At 62.9% G+C, this 16,784-nt stretch carries 15 protein-coding genes; 7 read left to right on the plus strand and 8 right to left on the minus strand.

All coding sequences use genetic code 11. The annotated features are described in order from the left end of the window. Window positions 1-25 precede the first annotated feature (25 nt). From M3A49_RS24255 to M3A49_RS24285, 7 genes are all read right to left on the minus strand, one after another. Window positions 26-757, minus strand: a complete 732-nt coding sequence (locus M3A49_RS24255; RefSeq protein ID WP_266231351.1) for an energy transducer TonB — start codon at window positions 755-757, stop codon at window positions 26-28. Between the two features lie 288 nt (window positions 758-1,045). Then, window positions 1,046-1,300 carry a (2Fe-2S)-binding protein gene (locus M3A49_RS24260; RefSeq protein WP_266231352.1) on the minus strand — a complete coding sequence of 85 codons (255 nt, stop codon included), beginning with the start codon at window positions 1,298-1,300 and terminating at the stop codon, window positions 1,046-1,048. 366 nt (window positions 1,301-1,666) lie between these two features. Then, the gene (murI, locus tag M3A49_RS24265; protein WP_266231353.1) at window positions 1,667-2,527 is read right to left on the minus strand and encodes a glutamate racemase; all 861 of its coding nucleotides are present in this window, start codon (window positions 2,525-2,527) and stop codon (window positions 1,667-1,669) included. A 70-nt stretch (window positions 2,528-2,597) separates the two neighbouring features. Next, the gene (gene bfr / locus M3A49_RS24270; RefSeq protein WP_028208418.1) at window positions 2,598-3,077 is read right to left on the minus strand and encodes a bacterioferritin; all 480 of its coding nucleotides are present in this window, start codon (window positions 3,075-3,077) and stop codon (window positions 2,598-2,600) included. Between the two features lie 200 nt (window positions 3,078-3,277). Then, window positions 3,278-4,801, minus strand: a complete 1,524-nt coding sequence (locus M3A49_RS24275; protein WP_266231354.1) for a fumarate hydratase — start codon at window positions 4,799-4,801, stop codon at window positions 3,278-3,280. A gap of 53 nt (window positions 4,802-4,854) precedes the next feature. Next, the gene (locus M3A49_RS24280; protein WP_266231355.1) at window positions 4,855-5,499 is read right to left on the minus strand and encodes a TIGR00645 family protein; all 645 of its coding nucleotides are present in this window, start codon (window positions 5,497-5,499) and stop codon (window positions 4,855-4,857) included. Between the two features lie 247 nt (window positions 5,500-5,746). After that, on the minus strand, window positions 5,747-6,643 hold the full coding sequence (locus M3A49_RS24285; RefSeq protein WP_266231356.1) for a DMT family transporter: 897 nt from the start codon (window positions 6,641-6,643) through the stop codon (window positions 5,747-5,749). 337 nt (window positions 6,644-6,980) lie between these two features. Between M3A49_RS24285 and acs the strand changes: the two genes are divergently transcribed. From acs to M3A49_RS24320, 7 genes are all read left to right on the plus strand, one after another. Beyond that, a complete protein-coding gene (gene acs, locus M3A49_RS24290; RefSeq protein ID WP_266231357.1) occupies window positions 6,981-8,963 on the plus strand; it encodes an acetate--CoA ligase in 1,983 nt (660 codons plus the stop codon). Window positions 8,964-9,063: 100 nt separating this feature from the next. Then, a complete protein-coding gene (locus M3A49_RS24295) occupies window positions 9,064-9,429 on the plus strand; it encodes a DUF4212 domain-containing protein (protein ID WP_254356092.1) in 366 nt (121 codons plus the stop codon). Then, window positions 9,426-11,444, plus strand: coding sequence for a sodium:solute symporter family protein (locus M3A49_RS24300; RefSeq protein WP_266231358.1), 2,019 nt, complete (start codon window positions 9,426-9,428; stop codon window positions 11,442-11,444). The genes M3A49_RS24295 and M3A49_RS24300 overlap by 4 nt, the downstream gene beginning before the upstream one ends. A gap of 399 nt (window positions 11,445-11,843) precedes the next feature. Further along, entirely contained in the window at window positions 11,844-12,206 is a 363-nt protein-coding gene (locus M3A49_RS24305) for a hypothetical protein (protein ID WP_266231359.1), read from the plus strand. A 493-nt stretch (window positions 12,207-12,699) separates the two neighbouring features. Beyond that, complete coding sequence (locus M3A49_RS24310; protein ID WP_266231360.1) at window positions 12,700-12,966, plus strand: hypothetical protein; 267 nt, start codon at window positions 12,700-12,702, stop codon at window positions 12,964-12,966. 62 nt (window positions 12,967-13,028) lie between these two features. Further along, entirely contained in the window at window positions 13,029-13,727 is a 699-nt protein-coding gene (locus M3A49_RS24315; RefSeq protein WP_266231361.1) for a site-specific integrase, read from the plus strand. A 258-nt stretch (window positions 13,728-13,985) separates the two neighbouring features. Next, window positions 13,986-15,230: a tyrosine-type recombinase/integrase gene (locus M3A49_RS24320; RefSeq protein WP_266231362.1), complete on the plus strand. Its 1,245-nt coding sequence runs from the start codon at window positions 13,986-13,988 to the stop codon at window positions 15,228-15,230. A 29-nt stretch (window positions 15,231-15,259) separates the two neighbouring features. On the opposite strand, the gene M3A49_RS24325 is transcribed toward M3A49_RS24320, so the two are convergent. Next, the gene (locus M3A49_RS24325) at window positions 15,260-16,306 is read right to left on the minus strand and encodes a hypothetical protein (RefSeq protein WP_266231363.1); all 1,047 of its coding nucleotides are present in this window, start codon (window positions 16,304-16,306) and stop codon (window positions 15,260-15,262) included. Window positions 16,307-16,784 lie beyond the last annotated feature (478 nt).

The following is a 16,784-nucleotide window of genomic DNA, read 5'->3' on the forward strand; positions in this document are numbered from 1 at the left end:
CATGTAAGCGTGTGGCTTCAGCCGGTCAATTATTCAGGCTGAACTCGAATGGTTGCGTGTAGGCTGCGCGGACGGCTTCGCCGTTTTCCAGGTACGGCTTGCACGAGCTTTGGCGCATCGCGTCGAGCGCGGCGTCGTCGAGGCGGGCGGAGCCGCTCGACTTCTTCAGTTCGATGTTCTCGATCTTGCCCGTGAGGCCCACGACGAAGTGCACGAATGCCGTGCCGGTTTCGCCGCGCCGGCGCGAAAGCGTCGGATAGTCGGGCTGCACGATGCGGCAGTCGAGGTGCGATACGTTCTTCGGCGCCGACAGCGCCATGGTCGGCTTGGCGTCGGTGGCCGCCGCGGCTTGCAGAGCGGGCGCGGGCGGCCTGGGAGCCGGCGGTGTGGGCGCGGTGGGCGCGGCCGACTCGATCGCGTGCTGCGAGGGCGCTTCGGCCACAGGCAGCGGCGTTGGCTTCGGCTTGGGCTGAACCTTCGGCGTCTCGCGCGTCACGTGCGGGACTGGCTTGGGCGGCGGTGGTGTGGGCGTGGACTGAATCGCAGCGGGGGCGGCGACCGGCTCGGGCTTGAGCAGTTCGGCCGTCATCGTCTGCGACTGGAGCGCAACGGGCGTCACGGGTTCGCGCTTCATCAGCACGACGGCGATGAGCGCGGCATGCAGCGCGACCACGATCGTGCTCGCAGTGACGACACGGCGATTGACGCGAACGGAGGGGGACGGCAGCGTGCCAGCGGTGGTTTGGAAAGCCTGCATGTTTAGCGTGGCTGCCATGCGGACGGCGGCGCGCAGGCGAACCGGCGCGTCGTGTCGGGCAGCTTTATTTGCGAAAGATCAACAGCGAGATGCACAACGTCGTTACGAATCCGAGCAGCAATTCCATCACGACCTCCTTTGAGGGTCACGAGCGGTAGCTGGCTGGTCGGGAGACGGGCTTGCTGTCGGCGGCGATTTGAGGTCCGCGGCGCGTGGCGCCTGAGGCGCCTTTGGCTAAACGGGCGGACGGGGCGGGCGCGCATCGGTGGCCGGATGCGCGCCATGGCTTCAGGCAGCCTTGCGCTCGTAAAACGTGAGCGGAACCGCAGGGGGGACCACCGCGGGGTGCGCCGGTTGCGTGACCCCGCAGCGGCTCGCACAGACACCGCTTTGCGCCATCACGTCACGAACGGATTCTTCGCACTTGCCGCAGCAGGTCGCGACGCCGAGCTCGAACTGCAGCTCGTCGAAAGAATCCATGCCTTCCTGAATGGAGGCGCGGATCGTCCGGTCGGAGACGGATTTGCAAACGCAGACAATCATGATGGACCGCAATAGAGAGAGTTAATGCGAATTATTATCATTATGTTTGCTGGGTTTGGCAAGCGCGTAGACGGATTTTTTGTAACATAACCGGATGCTTAGCAGGGGTTTTGCTTTGCGTCAGGAAAAGGCTAGCCAGGGTGGGGCGCTCGCCGAGGCATTTGACGGGCCGGCTAGCGGCTATCCGTTGTGTGACTGCTCGCATGATTGCGCGTTGCCGCCGGATCCCGCCAGCGGGCTTCTGACAGGAGTCAGACCGAACGAGGCAGGTGAGTCAGATGTGCGGAAACGGGGTTGAAACGCGAACGCCCGGGCGAGACGCGGATCGCCAACTTCGCGCCGCGCGCGGTGTGTGGCGCCGGCACGTCAGGCCGCGTTCGCTTCCAGCTCCCGCGTGCGGCGCGACGGGATAACCACGCGCTCGACATGGGCGTCGAGACCCAGCAGCGCAGCCGCCAGTTCGTGCAGGTGCGCGCCGTCGCTCGTCGAGCAGAAGCGAATCCCGTCGCCGCTTGCGCCGGCCGGCTCGCCGCTCGCGCGCAGGCCGTGCTGGTCGAGCACGCGTTCGAGCTGCCGTGCGATGGCGACGCTCGTGTCGACGAGCATCATGCGTTCGCCGACGATCGAGCGGATCGCCGCGTCGAGAAACGGGTAGTGCGTGCAGCCGAGCACGAGCGTGTCCGCGCCCGCGTCGAGCATGGGCTCGACGTACGCGCGCAGCAGCGCGAGCAATTCGGCCGAACCGATGTCGCAGCGCTCCACGGCCTCCACGAGGCCATGGCCCGGCTGGCACAGCACGCGTAGATCGGCCGCGTGGCGCTCCACGAGCGCCTGAAAGCGCGCGCTGCGCAGCGTGACCTGGGTGGCGAGGACGCCTGCCACGCGCGATTTCGAAACCAGCGCCGCCGGTTTGATCCCCGGCTCGACCCCGATGAGCGGAATGGAGAGCCGCTCGCGCACGAGCGCGATCGACTGCGCCGTGGCCGTGTTGCAGGCCACCACCAGCGCCTTCGCGCCCTGCGCCACGAGCCATTCGCCGATCGCGAGCGTGCGGTCGGCGATGAAGTCGTCGTCGCGCTGGCCGTAGGGGGCGTAGCGCGAGTCGGCAGCGTACACGAGCCGCTCGGCGGGCAGTAGCGCGCGCACGGCGCGCAGCACCGACAGGCCGCCGAGACCGGAGTCGAAGATGCCGATGGGCGCAGCGCTGGAAGAGGCCGGAAGGTTCACGGGGATGGGCGCAAAAGGGTTGGGGCGCACCCGCAAGGCGGACAGATGCGCGCGGGCGCGAGGCGCGCGATCAGGATTCTACCGAACCCATGGCCGACTGCTGGTAATTCTGGATGCCGACCTTGCCGATGAGGTCGATCTGCGTTTCGAGCCAGTCGATGTGTTCTTCGGTGTCTTCGAGAATCGTCACGAAAATCTCGCGCGAAACGAAGTCGCGTACCGATTCGCAATAAACAATGGCTTCCTTGCAGGTGGACTGGGAAATTTGTTCGAGCTTCAAATCGCACTCGAGAATTTCCTTGGTTTCCTCGCCAATCAGCAGCTTATGCAGGTCCTGGAGGTTCGGCAGACCGTCGAGCATGAAAATACGCTCGATGAGCATATCGGCATGCTTCATTTCGCCGATCGATTCGTCATATTCATGCTTGCCGAGTTTCTCGAGGCCCCAGTGCTTGTACATGCGGGCATGCAGGAAATACTGATTGATAGCCGTGAGCTCGTTCTTGAGCTGCGCGTTCAGATATTCGATGACCTTCTTGTCGCCTTGCATAGTCTTTCCTTTCTTTGTGGGGCGGTGACTGGTTTCCAACAATAAACGCTCAATTCACAAAAGCCAAGGCCGAATCCACGTTGAATTGCGGTAAATATCGGCGATTTACTCAGTGCTGGGAATTAATCTCAGTACGCCTGGCGTGACGCAAAAAAACCGGGGCGCGCGGCCCCGGTTTTTAAACAGGCATCAGGCAGGCATCAAACCGTGGCGACCGGAATCTTGCCGATCTTCGCCTGCCATTCGGCGGGGCCGGTCTTGTGAACCGAGGTGCCCGACGAATCGACTGCGACCGTCACCGGCATGTCCTGCACGTCGAACTCGTAGATGGCTTCCATGCCGAGGTCTTCGAACGCGAGGACCTTCGAGCCGCGGATCGCCTTCGACACGAGGTAAGCCGCGCCGCCCACCGCCATCAGGTAAGCCGCCTTGTGCTTCTTGATCGCCTCAATGGCGACCGGGCCGCGCTCAGCCTTGCCGACCATCGAGATGAGGCCCGTTTGCGAGAGCATCAGCTCCGTGAACTTGTCCATGCGCGTGGCCGTGGTGGGACCTGCCGGGCCGACCACTTCGTCGCGTACCGGATCGACCGGGCCGACGTAGTAGATCACGCGGTTCTTGAAGTCCACCGGCAGCTTCTCGCCCTTCGCGAGCATGTCGGCGATGCGCTTGTGCGCGGCGTCGCGGCCCGTGAGCATCTTGCCCGAAAGCAAGAGCGTCTGGCCAGGCTTCCACGAAGCGACTTCTTCCGGCGTGAGCGTGTTGAGGTCGACGCGCTTGCTCGTTTCCGTGTTCGGTTCCCAGTTGACCTTCGGCCATGCGTCGAGCGAGGGCGCTTCGAGCCTGGCCGGCCCCGACCCGTCGAGCACGAAGTGCGCGTGGCGCGTGGCGGCGCAGTTCGGGATCATCGCGACGGGCTTCGAAGCCGCGTGCGTGGCCGTGGCCATGATCTTGACGTCGAGCACGGTGGCGAGACCGCCCAGACCCTGTGCGCCGATGCCGAGCGCGTTGACCTTCTCGTGCAGTTCGACGCGCAGTTCTTCGACCCAGTCCTTCGGACCGCGCTTGATGATCTCCTGGATGTCGATCGACTCCATGAGCGATTCCTTCGCCATCAGCATCGCCTTCTCAGCGGTGCCGCCGATGCCGATGCCGAGCATGCCCGGCGGGCACCAGCCCGCGCCCATCGTCGGCACGGTCTTGAGCACCCAGTCGACGATCGAGTCGGACGGGTTCAGCATCACGAACTTCGACTTGTTCTCCGAGCCGCCGCCTTTGGCTGCAACCTGCACGTCGACCTTGTCGCCCGGCACGATCTCGTAGTGGATCACGGCCGGCGTGTTGTCCTTCGTGTTCTTGCGGCCGCCTTCGGGCGGGCTCACGATCGAGGCGCGCAGCACATTGTCCGGGTTCAGGTAACCGCGGCGCACGCCCTCGTTGATCATCTCGGTCACGCCCATCGTGGCGCCGTCCCAACGCACGTCCATGCCGACCTTCACGAAGATCGTGACGATGCCGGTGTCCTGGCAGATCGGGCGGCGGCCCTCGGCGCACATGCGGCTGTTCGTGAGGATCTGCGCGATTGCGTCCTTCGCGGCCGGGCTCTCTTCGAGTTCGTAGGCGCGGCCGAGCGCTTCGATGTAATCCTGCGGATGGTAGTAGCTGATGTATTGCAGCGAATCCGCAATGCTCTGGATGAGGTCTTCCTGTTTGATGACGGTCATGGCTAGCTTCTGTGGGGACGGGTGTTTTGAATAATGTCTGCCGTGTGCGCGGTTCAGTCGGACTCGGCGTGCTCGGGAACCGCGCGACGCGCAGCGGCGGGCCCGCCCGGCGCCGGATGGCGGGCGGCGAGTTCCTGATAGTGTTCGGGGTGCGTATGCGTGGTGATGCGGTCGATCCACGCCATTACGAGCGCGGAAGCGAGGAACGCCACGTGGATGGTCACCTGCCACATCACCGTATGCGCCGAAGCGGCGTCGGGATTGATGAAGGTCTTGAGCAGGTGGATCGACGAAATGCTGATGAGCGCCATGGCGAGCTTCACCTTGAGCACGCCGGCGTTCACGTGGTCGAGCCATTCGGGCTCGTCGGGATGGCCTTCGAGATTCAGGCGCGAGACGAAGGTCTCGTAGCCGCCCACGATCACCATGATGAGCAGGTTCGAGATCATCACCACGTCGATCAGGCCGAGCACGGCCAGCATGATGCTGGTTTCGTCGAGCGTGGTGGCGTGGCTCACGAGGTGCCAGACCTCCTTGAGGAACAGCACGCAGTACACCGCTTGCGCGACGATCAGGCCCAGATAGAGCGGCACCTGCAGCCAGCGGCTCATGAAGATGATGCTGGGCAGCGGGCGCATGCGGCGACGGGCTTTACCCGGTGCGGCGGCGGAAGGCGGCTGGGGGCGTGCGGCGGACATGGGCAATCACGGTGACGAAATCGGGTGGGGCTGCCAAAGCGGGGCTGCCCAAGTGGGGCTGCCCAAGTGGGGCTGCCCAAGTGGGGCTGCCCAAGTGGGGCTGCCTGAGCGCACTCGTCTGGTTAGGGCCAGAAGGCGCGCGCGAGGGGCCGGGGCGGGCGCTATTGTACAGCGTCGCACAAAGGGCTCGCCGGGATTCCGGCAGCGCTGCCCGCGCCCCGATACTTTCAACCTCATTACGGAATGGTTACGAGGCCACCGGCGGCAGACGCCTTATCTTGAGGCTCGCGAGCCCGATGCCGGCCACCACGCAGGCGAGCGCAATGCCGTGCGCGGGCGTGGGGCGCTCGCCGAGGAACGCGATGCCGTACACGGCCGCGGCTACCGGCAGCACGGCCGTGAACACGCCGGCGATGCTGCCCGGCACGTGGCGGATGCCCATCATCCAGAGACAGAACGAGAACACGCTCGCCGAAAGCCCGTACCAGAGCGCGAGCCACCAGATGCCCGCAGGGACGCTCGCGAAATCGAACGACAGTGCGCCGGGCAGCCCGATGGGCAGCATCAGCAGAAGCCCGAACAGGTGTGTGTATGCGCAGATGTCGAGCGGCGCCAGCGTTTGGGTGAGACGGCGCGAAAGGATCACATAGAGCGATTCGCAGCACACCGCGCCGAGCACCATCAGGTTGCCGATCAACGAACTGGCGCCGCTGTCGCCACTGCCGCCCACGTGGGCGAGATTAATGACCGCGATGCCCGCAATGGCGAGCACGATGGAAGCGAGCGCGCGCGCGTCGGGGCGCTCGCGCAGGAAGAGCCAGGAGAAGAGGGCGACCACGGCGGGGATCGTGCTCGTGATGACGCCGGCCGCGACCGCGCTCGTGCGATGCACGCCGCCGAGCATCAGCAGCGTAAACCCGAATGTCCCAAACAGCGCCTGGAGGAACAGATTGATCCATTCGCCGCGCTTCACCTGTTGCATTTTGGAGCGACGCAGGAGCGGGCCGAGCACCGCGACGGCGATCACGAAGCGCAGCAGCGCGAAGAGTGGAACGGGAATGAAGGCGACGATCGACTTGCCGATGCCGACGTTGCTGCCCACGAGCAGCATCGAGGCAATGAGAAACAGGGAATAGCGATTCAAGCTGGAATCCGGGTGCGCAGTTCAGTTAGCATTCTAAATGTCTGCTTACTTGTGTGCCATGGCGCGCCGCTTGCATTGTCTGCGTGTGCGCGCGTAAGTGGACGGTAAGTTGCTACGCTTAATCTTGCCGGCATGGGTGGTTTGCGAAGATCGCGCACGATCGTGCCTGTATTGCGCGCCCATGCATGCCGGGATGCCACAATGGTGGCTCCCGGCGCAAGCCAATAGCGCCGTGCCCGCAAGCGGGCGGCGGCGCACGGAGACGGCGCGCATGGGCATTGAAGATGCTCATGCGTGTCCACGAGTTTGACGTTTCATCTTCACCAAGGGGTTGTCGATGTCTGCGATTGAATCGGTTCTTCAGGAACGCCGCGTCTTTGCGCCTTCCGAGCAAACGGTGGCTGGCGCCACGGTGTCCGGCATGGACGCATACAAGGCGCTCGTCGCCGAAGCCGAACGCGATTACGAAGGCTTCTGGGCGCGCCTCGCGCGCGAAACCCTGAGTTGGCAAAAGCCCTTCACGAAGGTGCTCGACGAATCGAAGGCGCCGTTCTACACGTGGTTCGAGGACGGCGAACTCAATGCCTCGTACAACAGCCTCGACCGCCACGTCGAAGCGGGCAATGGCGAGCGCGTCGCGATCGTCTTCGAAGCCGACGACGGCACCGTCACGAACGTCACCTACAAAGACCTGCTCGCGCGCGTGTCGCGCTTCGCCAATGCGCTGAAGAAACGCGGCGTGAAGAAGGGCGACCGCGTGGTCATCTACATGCCGATGTCGGTCGAAGGCGTGGTCGCCATGCAGGCTTGCGCGCGCATTGGCGCGACGCACTCGGTCGTGTTCGGCGGCTTTTCGTCGAAGTCGCTCAACGAACGCATGGTCGACGTGGGCGCGGTCGCGCTCATCACCGCCGACGAACAGATGCGCGGCGGCAAGGCGCTGCCGCTGAAGAACATTGCCGACGAAGCGCTCGCCATGGGCGGCTGCGAAGCGGTGCACAGCGTGATCGTCTACAAGCGCACGGGCGGCAAGGTCGCATGGCACGAAGGCCGCGACCAGTGGATGCACGAGCTTTCGGCGGCCGAGAGCGACACGTGCGCGCCGGTGCCGGTGGGCGCGGAACACCCGCTCTTCATCCTCTACACGTCGGGCTCGACGGGCAAACCGAAGGGCGTGCAGCACAGCACGGGCGGCTACCTGCTGTGGGCCGCGCAAACGATGAAGTGGACCTTTGATCACAAGCCCTCGGACGTGTTCTGGTGCACGGCCGACATCGGCTGGATCACGGGCCACAGCTATATCGCCTATGGCCCGCTCACGATCGGCGCGACCCAGGTCGTGTTCGAAGGCGTGCCCACGTACCCGAACGCCGGCCGCTTCTGGGACATGATCGCCAAACACAAGGTCACGGTGTTCTACACCGCGCCGACGGCGATCCGCTCGCTCATCAAGATGTCCGAAGCCGACGCGAAGGTGCACCCGCAGAGCTACGACCTTTCTTCGCTGCGCATTCTCGGCACGGTCGGCGAGCCGATCAATCCCGAAGCGTGGATGTGGTACTACGAAAACGTGGGCGGCAAGCGCTGCCCGATCGTCGACACCTGGTGGCAGACCGAAACCGGCGGCCACATGATCACGCCGCTGCCGGGCGCGACGCCGCTCGTGCCGGGTTCGTGCACGCTGCCGCTGCCGGGCATCATGGCCGCGATCGTCGACGAAACCGGCCAGGACGTGCCGAACGGGCAGGGTGGCATTCTCGTCGTGAAGCGTCCGTGGCCCGCGATGATCCGCAATGTGTGGGGCAACCCGGAGCGCTACAAGTCGGGCTACTTCCCCGAAGAACTCGGCGGCAAGCTGTATCTGGCCGGCGACGGCAGCGTGCGCGACAAGGACACGGGCTACTTCACGATCATGGGCCGTATCGACGACGTGCTGAACGTTTCGGGCCACCGCCTCGGCACGATGGAGATCGAGTCGGCGCTGGTGGCGAACCCGCTCGTGGCCGAAGCCGCCGTTGTGGGCCGCCCCGACGACACCACCGGCGAAGCCGTGGTGGCGTTCGTGGTGCTCAAGGCCACGCGTCCGCAGGGCGACGAGGCCGTGAAGCTCGCCAACGATCTGCGCGCCTGGGTGGGCAAGGAGATCGGGCCGATCGCCAAGCCCCGCGACATCCGCTTCGGCGAGAACCTGCCGAAGACGCGCTCGGGCAAGATCATGCGCCGTCTGCTGCGCTCGCTGGCCAAGGGCGAGGCGATCACGCAGGACGTTTCCACGCTGGAAAACCCGGCGATTCTGGACCAGCTCGGCGAATCGCTCTAAACGCCGAGGTTGGCGCGGCGCCTTGGCTGGCGCCGCGCACCGCATCGATCCCCGCATTGCCCCGGATTGCCGGCCATACGCGTTTTTGCTACACAGGCGCATGGCCGCGCCACACACTACCCCGCAGAACAATCTCAATCCATTGCCCGAGCCACCCCCGGTGAGCGAGGCGATGGCGCGCGCGCATCGGCGCTACTGGCGTTTCAATCTCGCGCTGATCGCCGTGCTGATGACGATCGGCTTCCTCGTCTCGTTCGTCGCGCCGCTCTTTGCGCGGCAGCTCGCCGACCTGCGCTTCGCGGGCTTCAGCCTGCCGTTCTACCTCGGCGCACAGGGCGCGATCCTGCTCTACGTGCTGCTCGTCACGATCTACATCGTGCTGATGCAGCGCGCCGACCGCGTGCTGCAAGCCGCGCTCGAAGCCGACGTCGCCATTCGCGAAGCCAGCAAGGCACAGCAACGATGAGGCTTGCGCACCGGCTCATTCGCTCCTACGCGCTGTACACGCTCGGCTTTCTCGCCTTCGTCTACGTGATGTGGCGGATCGAGCTTTCCACCGGCCCCGGCATGTGGATCGGCTATGTGTTCCTGTTCGTGCCGATCGCGGTCTATGCGGTGATCGGGCTGCTTTCGCGCACCTCGGACCTCGTCGAATACTATGTGGCAGGGCGGCGCGTGCCCTCGTTTTTCAACGGCATGGCGACGGCCGCCGACTGGCTTTCCGCCGCGTCGTTCATCGGCCTTGCGGGTTCGCTCTACGCGAGCGGTTACGACGGCCTCGCTTACCTGATGGGCTGGACGGGCGGTTATTGCCTCGTTGCCTTCCTGCTCGCACCGTATGTGCGCAAGCTCGCGCGCTACACGATTCCCGACTTCCTCGGCACGCGCTTCTCGAGCAACCTCGTGCGTGCGCTCGCCGTGCTCGCGACCATCCTCTGCTCGTTCGTCTATCTCGTCGCGCAGATCCAGGGCGTGGGGCTGATCGCCACGCGCTTCATCGGCGTGGATTTCGCCATCGGCATTTTCTGCGGGCTGGCAGGCATCCTCGTGTGTTCGTTTCTCGGCGGCATGCGCGCCGTGACGTGGACGCAGGTCGCGCAATACATCATTCTCATCGCGGCCATCCTGATTCCGGTCTCGCTGATCGCGCACCGCGATGGCCTGGGCTGGCTGCCGCAAATCGAATATGGCAACGTGATGCAGCGCGTGGAAGCACTCGAGCACGACGTGCGCGGCGCGAGTGCCGAAGCCACCGTGCGCGACGCCTACCGCGAGCGCGCGGCGCAATGGCAGACGCGCCTCGACACGCTGCCGCAGTCGTACGTCGCGGAGAAGACGCATCTCGTCGAATCGCTCGCGGACCTGCGCCGCCACAATGGTCCGCTGCGCGATATCGATTCACTGGAGCGTGAATTGAACGCCTTCCCGCGCGACGTGGACGGCGCGCGCATGGTGTGGACGCGCCAGCGCGACGACCTGCTCGAGCGCGCCGCGCCGCCCGTGCCGATGAACGAACCGTTTCCCGCCGACGACGAAGCCGAGCGGCGCATTCATCAACGCAACTTCCTTTCTCTGCTCCTGTGCCTTTCACTTGGCACGGCGAGCCTGCCGCACATCCTCACGCGCTACAACACGACGACCTCGGTGGCCTCGGCGCGGCGCTCGGTGGGCTGGACGCTCTTTTTCGTCGCGCTCTTCTATTTGACCGTGCCGGTGCTCGCGGTGCTGATCAAGTTCGAGATCCTCACGCATCTGGTTGGGCAACGCTTCGACGATCTGCCACATTGGGTCATGCAGTGGCGGCGCGTCGAGCCGTACCTCATCAGCATTGCGGATGTGAACGGCGACGGCGTCGTGCGCTGGAGCGACATCCAGATGCAGCCCGACATGGTTGTGCTCGCCGCCCCGGAAATTGCGGGGCTGCCGTACGTGATGTCGGGGCTCATCGCCTCGGGTGCGCTCGCGGCCGCGCTCTCGACTGCGGACGGTCTGCTGCTCACGATCTCGAACGTGCTCTCGCACGACGTGTACTACCACATGGTCGATCCGAGCGCGTCGAGCCAGCGGCGCGTGACGATGTCGAAGATCCTGCTGCTCGGCGTGGCGCTGTTCGCCTCGTATGTGGCGTCGCTCAACGCGGGCAATATTCTGTTTCTGGTGGGGGCGGCGTTTTCGCTGGCGGCGTCGAGTCTTTTTCCCGTGCTCGTGCTCGGCGTGTTCTGGAAGCGCACGACGCGATTTGGCGCCGTGGCGGGCATGATTGCGGGGCTGACCGTGTGCGTCTACTACATCGTCTCGACGTACCCGTTCTTCACGCAGCTCACGGGCTTCGCGGGCCCGCGATGGTTCGGCATCGAACCTATCAGCTCGGGCGTGTTCGGTGTGCCCGCAGGCTTTCTCGTGGCGATCGGCGTGAGTCTGCTCGATCGCAAGCCGGACGCGTATACGGTCGCGCTGGTGGACTATATCCGCCACCCGTGAGGGCAGGGACCTGATTGCGGGTGTGCGCTCGAGCACCTAAAAAACGGGCGGGCGAGGAGATACTGAAGTCCTCTCGTTCCCGCGCCGGTCCTCGAAGCAGTACGCGGGAATTCGACGTCGGGCCACGGCCCGACGTCTTTTTCTGCTGACTGATCTGGTCGATTCGGCGTTCCTTTTAGCGTCGAGTGCTTAACGACTAGCAGCGCTGCGGTTCTCTTTTCGCCCATCAAGTCATCCGTTTTTTGTCCGATAACTAGCGGGAGCGTGCGATGCAGCGCATCCGGCGCATCCGGCGCATCCGATAGATCGCCTTGGCGGCTACGGTACAATTTCGCGCGCCGCCGGTCTGGGACTCGCGGTGAATCGAGCCAGAAAATAGGCGTTTTCTCGGGGAAGTCATTGAAGCGCATTGCACTCAGCCTGATCATTTTCGGCGCCTTTACGGCGCCCGCCGCTTTTGCCAAATGCTGGGGTAACGACGCCTTCCAGAACTGCGTCGACGAATCGGGCAATTCGTACACGGTGCAGCGCTTCGGCAACACGTCTACGGTCAACGGGTATCAGCAGAAGCTGCCGGGCGAGGCCTGGGAGCAGACCGGTGCATCCATCGGAGACACGACGTTTATCACGGGCCAGGCTGCCGATGGGTCGACGTGGACCGAGACGATCACGAACTACGGCAATGGCACGCGAACGATCTCGGGGATGGACGGGAAAGGGCTCGTGTACAACAAGTATTGCACTGTGAGTGGGTGTAATTGAGGGTGATCAGATGCGCTTGGCAGCGTGCGCTGAAGGCTTTTGAGGTGGGGGATTTCCAAGCCTGACCAGGCTTGGAAGAAAAGTGGCGGAGAGCGCTGCACGCCCGAGATGTCTACCTTTCGTGCATGCAAGAGATCGCACTGTGTTTGCATCCTTAGCCAGTGTTTGGCATCGCCGCCCTGATTGACGCCTAACTACGCCTCAATACGCAAAGCCAACTCGGCGGTCACCGGGGCTTCGGCGTTCACTACTCGCGTCAAAGCATCCAACGAGACGCCGAGTTGCGCTGCGGCTTCTTGCGGCGTGAGCTTGAGGCCATCGCGCACAATCTCGCCTGGGTGCGCGAGAGCGTGTATGTGTTTGGGTGACATTGCCGTGATTAAACGATAGCACGCTCCATCCTCTGCGGTTGTCGCTATGCGAAGGGTCGCGACCTCACGCAGAGGTTTTGGCGAGGCTTGGCCAAATGATGAGACTTTCCACGCGCGACTTCATGAGGTCGATCGACATTCTGGACACGATTCGTGTAACACAATCAGAAGACATCGACTTGGTTTTCATGAGCTTCCTCGTCATGCTGTACGTCTCGCATCAGGAATTCTTCGAGTCATATGACCAACGCGGCGCCGACCACACGCTCCGCAGGGATTTAGGTCAGCGAGTTGACCACAGAATCACTTGGCCTGAAATACAAGAGCGCGGTCCGCAGTACGGCAACCAACTAATCGAAGTGCCCGTATTCGAATGGGTGCTACGTTAGCCAATATACAGAGCGTGGCCCGTAAGGCGTTTGAGGACGCGGTGCAGGATGAGCCACCCTTGATGGAAAAGAACCCACTACACGGCTGGACCTATCGTAAGAAGGAGGCCCCGAAAGAGGAGGACGATGTAGACCCGTTCACGGCGGAGGAGCAGCGGGCTATTGTGGCGGCGCTACCGGACCAGGCCGCTAATATGATGCGGTTTGCGTTTTGGTCGGGGCTGCGGACTTCGGAGCTAGTCGCGCTCGATTGGCCTGATGTTGACTGGCGGCGGGGCGTGGTCGTGATCCGCCGTGCGCTCACTCAGACGGCTAAGGCTGCGGAGGACACCAAGACGAAATCCAGCCGCCGAGAAGTCAAGCTATTGCCCCCGGCCTTGGCTGCGCTCGACGCTCAGAAGGCGCACACGTTCCTAGCCGGTAGGGAGGTATTCCAAGACCCACGGAACAGGGCGCGGTGGGGCGGCGATTCTCCTGTGCGGATCGTCTGGACCAGGGCGCTCAAGGTGGCTAAGGTGCGTTACCGCAAGCCGTACCAGACCCGGCACACGTACGCCTCTATGATGCTATCGGCTGGCGAGCATCCAATGTGGGTAGCGCGGCAAATGGGACACTCGAATCAAAACACCACGGTACGCATTTACGCGCGTTGGATGCCGAGTGCAGATCCGGAGGCGGGTGGTAAAGCAGTGGAGAAGTTTGCAGCAGACATGCTGCGATTGTCGTGCGATTCTCAGCCGAATATAGCCGAAAACAGCTAAATCAATCGCAGTGTAGAAAATCTAAGCGCTTGATTTACAAGGTAATTCTGGCGGAGAGAGGGGCCGCCGAGCAGGCATCCATTGCCGTCGAGCAACGTCCACGCATCGCTCGCAAAGCCGCGCCAGGTCTAGGTTCTGGCATCCAGCAATGTCCACGCTACTGTCCTATATATCTAAATGCTGATGATGGGGTGTAGGATGGGGGCAGGTAGCTAGGCTACCCGTCTAACCTCGTGGACAGGATAGGAGGGCGGAGAAATGCCGAAGAAAGCCAAGGAACTCGCCGCGATAGAGGTCTCGCGCCTTGCGTCGCCCGGCTTGCACTTCGTCGGTGGCGTCGCAGGGCTAGCGCTGCTCGTTGCCGAGAGCGGCGCGCGAAGCTGGATTCTGCGTGTTGTCATCGGTGGGAAGCGGCGCGACATGGGCCTCGGCGGCTATCCGGACGTTACCCTCGCGCTCGCCAAAGAGGCCGCGCGGACAGCGCGAGAGCGCATCCGGGCTGGCGTCGATCCGATTGAAGAGGCACGGGCCGCGAAGAGTGCACTTGCCGCCGCGCAAGCCGCCGCGATTACATTCGAGCAAGCCGCGAAAACCTACATGAGCGATAAAGAGGGCGAGTGGGGCAACGCCAAGCACCGCGCGCAGTGGCAAAGCACCCTCGAAACCTACGCGTATCCGGTCATTGGCAAATTGCTTGTGCGCGATATTGAACTCGCGCATGTGCTGCGCGTCTTGGAGCCGATGTGGAAGGAGAAGACCGAAACGGCATCGCGCGTGCGTGGACGTATTGAGAAGATCCTCGATTGGGCCACCGTGCGCGGCTATCGCGCGGGACCGAACCCGGCTCGCTGGAAAGGGCACCTTGAGAATACTCTCGCCAAGCCTTCAAAAATCGCGGCGGTCGAGCATCATGCCGCGCTCGACTTTCGCGAGATCGGCTCGTTTATGGCGCAACTGCGCGCGCACGAGGGCATGGGCGCGCGAGCGCTGGAGTTCGCCGTTCTCACCGCAGCCCGTTCTGGCGAAGTGCGCGGCGCGACGTGGAGCGAGATCGACCTCGACGCGGGAGTCTGGGCTATTCCCGCCGCACGGATGAAGGCCAAGCGCGACCATCGCGTACCGCTTTCGGAGCCCGCCGTAGCCCTGCTTCGGGCCTTGCCGCGATTCGGCAGTCTCGACCTCGTATTCCCGAGCACGAAGGGCGCGCCACTTTCCGACATGACACTCACAGCGGTGCTGCGTCGGATGAACCTAGAGGTGACCGCGCACGGTTTCCGCTCGACCTTCCGCGACTGGACCGCAGAGCGCACCGCGTTTCCGCGCGAGGTTTGTGAGATGGCCCTCGCGCACACGATCTCGAACGAGGTGGAAGCGGCCTATCGGCGCGGAGACCTCTTTGCGAAGCGTCGCCAATTGATGGACGCATGGGCGCTGTATTGCGGGACGGTGGCGAAAGCTGGCGACGTACTGCCACTCCGCGCAAGGCAAGGGGCAAAGGCATGAGCGCGCGCTTTCCTGCGGTGCGGCGCAAGTTAGTCGAGCTGGAAGTCGGCTAGTGCTGGCACGGAATGGCCTAGCGGTGCGTCGAACTCATAGACCTGGCACTGCATCAGCGCGCTCTCAACAGGCAGAATGAAACGGAGACGTCGCGTTCCATTGTTTGTCACTAGCGACAACCGATTTTCGATCAAGACGTTGAGCAACTGAACTATCTTCTTGCCGAGCCCTATGCACTGGTCGATGTCCACGTTGTCCAGAAATTGAATATGCAGCAGGTTCAGGTCCTCGTGCAAGGCCCCCAAGTGTTTTGTCAGTGGTTCAAACTTGATGTTCGGGAGAAACATACTCGAACCGTACCCGAGTTGCGATACGGGCTTGTTCTCAAACGCGAACAATGGCGCGGAAAGCTCCTGCTTTCTCCGACCTATCTCCGCTTCCGGTAAGACTCCATGCAAGCCATGTAGGGCAAGCTTTAAACCATGCTTGTATTGAACATGGAAATCTGAGTGCTTGTCATAGAACGCTATCGCATCATGATGAAGGCTTTTCAACGATTGCACCTGCGCGTCTAAGGTCAACGCGTTTGTATGCGCGGTGCTCAAGTCGTGATTGGCGAAGAAGGATCCGCAGACGTCTGCGCTAGGAAGAAAGAAGAGCTTGCGCAGCGCTCCCGCGTTCGGTTCACGCAAAGACTTCGAAAGAGTAGTAACGCTCCCCGCGCTATACGCAATCGCCTTTTTAACGAACCGCAACGGCTCTCGTAGGAAGCGCAAGAGCGAGAAATAATCCTCGCACAGCATTACTAGCTCGGATGTTGCATCGGCCAATATACCGTTCGTAACGTTGTTGTAGACAAGTTGCTCGTCGTCAACCTTCTCGCCTGCGTAGATTTCCTGCACTACCGCGCGCAGCGCTTCTCTGTTAGTGAGCAGGAAGCGCAGGGAAAACAATTTGTGTAGCCGCCAAAAGCGATCGTATCGGCTGAGATAGATTTGGAGTTGATGATCGTTCGCGGCGCGTAGTTCACTTTCCGCCGCAGTCGATTTGGCAGTCTTCTTAGGTTTGCTCTTTGCGCTCATCGTACAGACTCAGATTAGACCGGGCCGAGTTATCGGGTTAAGGCTACGAATCGTACACCTTTCGCAGGACCGTTCGCTCGGGTCCATATGCGGGCCGCGTGGAAATGCTTTGCGAGATAAGAGGGCTTGTCTGCGTGCCGCATGGACAATGGGCGCGCGATGTACGGGCGGTCGGCGTCCCGGACGCACGTGGACGCTACGGGACAATGTGCAAAACGGCCCGACGCGTATAGCGGCCCGTGGGGGCGTAACTAACGCATGACGCCGCATCGACCCGCGCGCGGCGGACGAACGGCATGGCGGGCCGCGTCGTGCGTTGGCGGGGCATCCGGTTTTCGGAAACACCCCCGTCCGGGGCGGTCCGGCCTAGTTGCGAACGACCGTGTGCAATCCGGCAACGATTCCGCTTGCAATCGGCCAATCGTGGCCCATAATGGGTTCATCATAGTCCACGTCGTTACATGGGTTAAAATTAATA

The organism is Paraburkholderia sp. CNPSo 3076 (assembly GCF_026343935.1).
Taxonomy (GTDB): Bacteria; Pseudomonadota; Gammaproteobacteria; order Burkholderiales; family Burkholderiaceae; genus Paraburkholderia; species Paraburkholderia nodosa.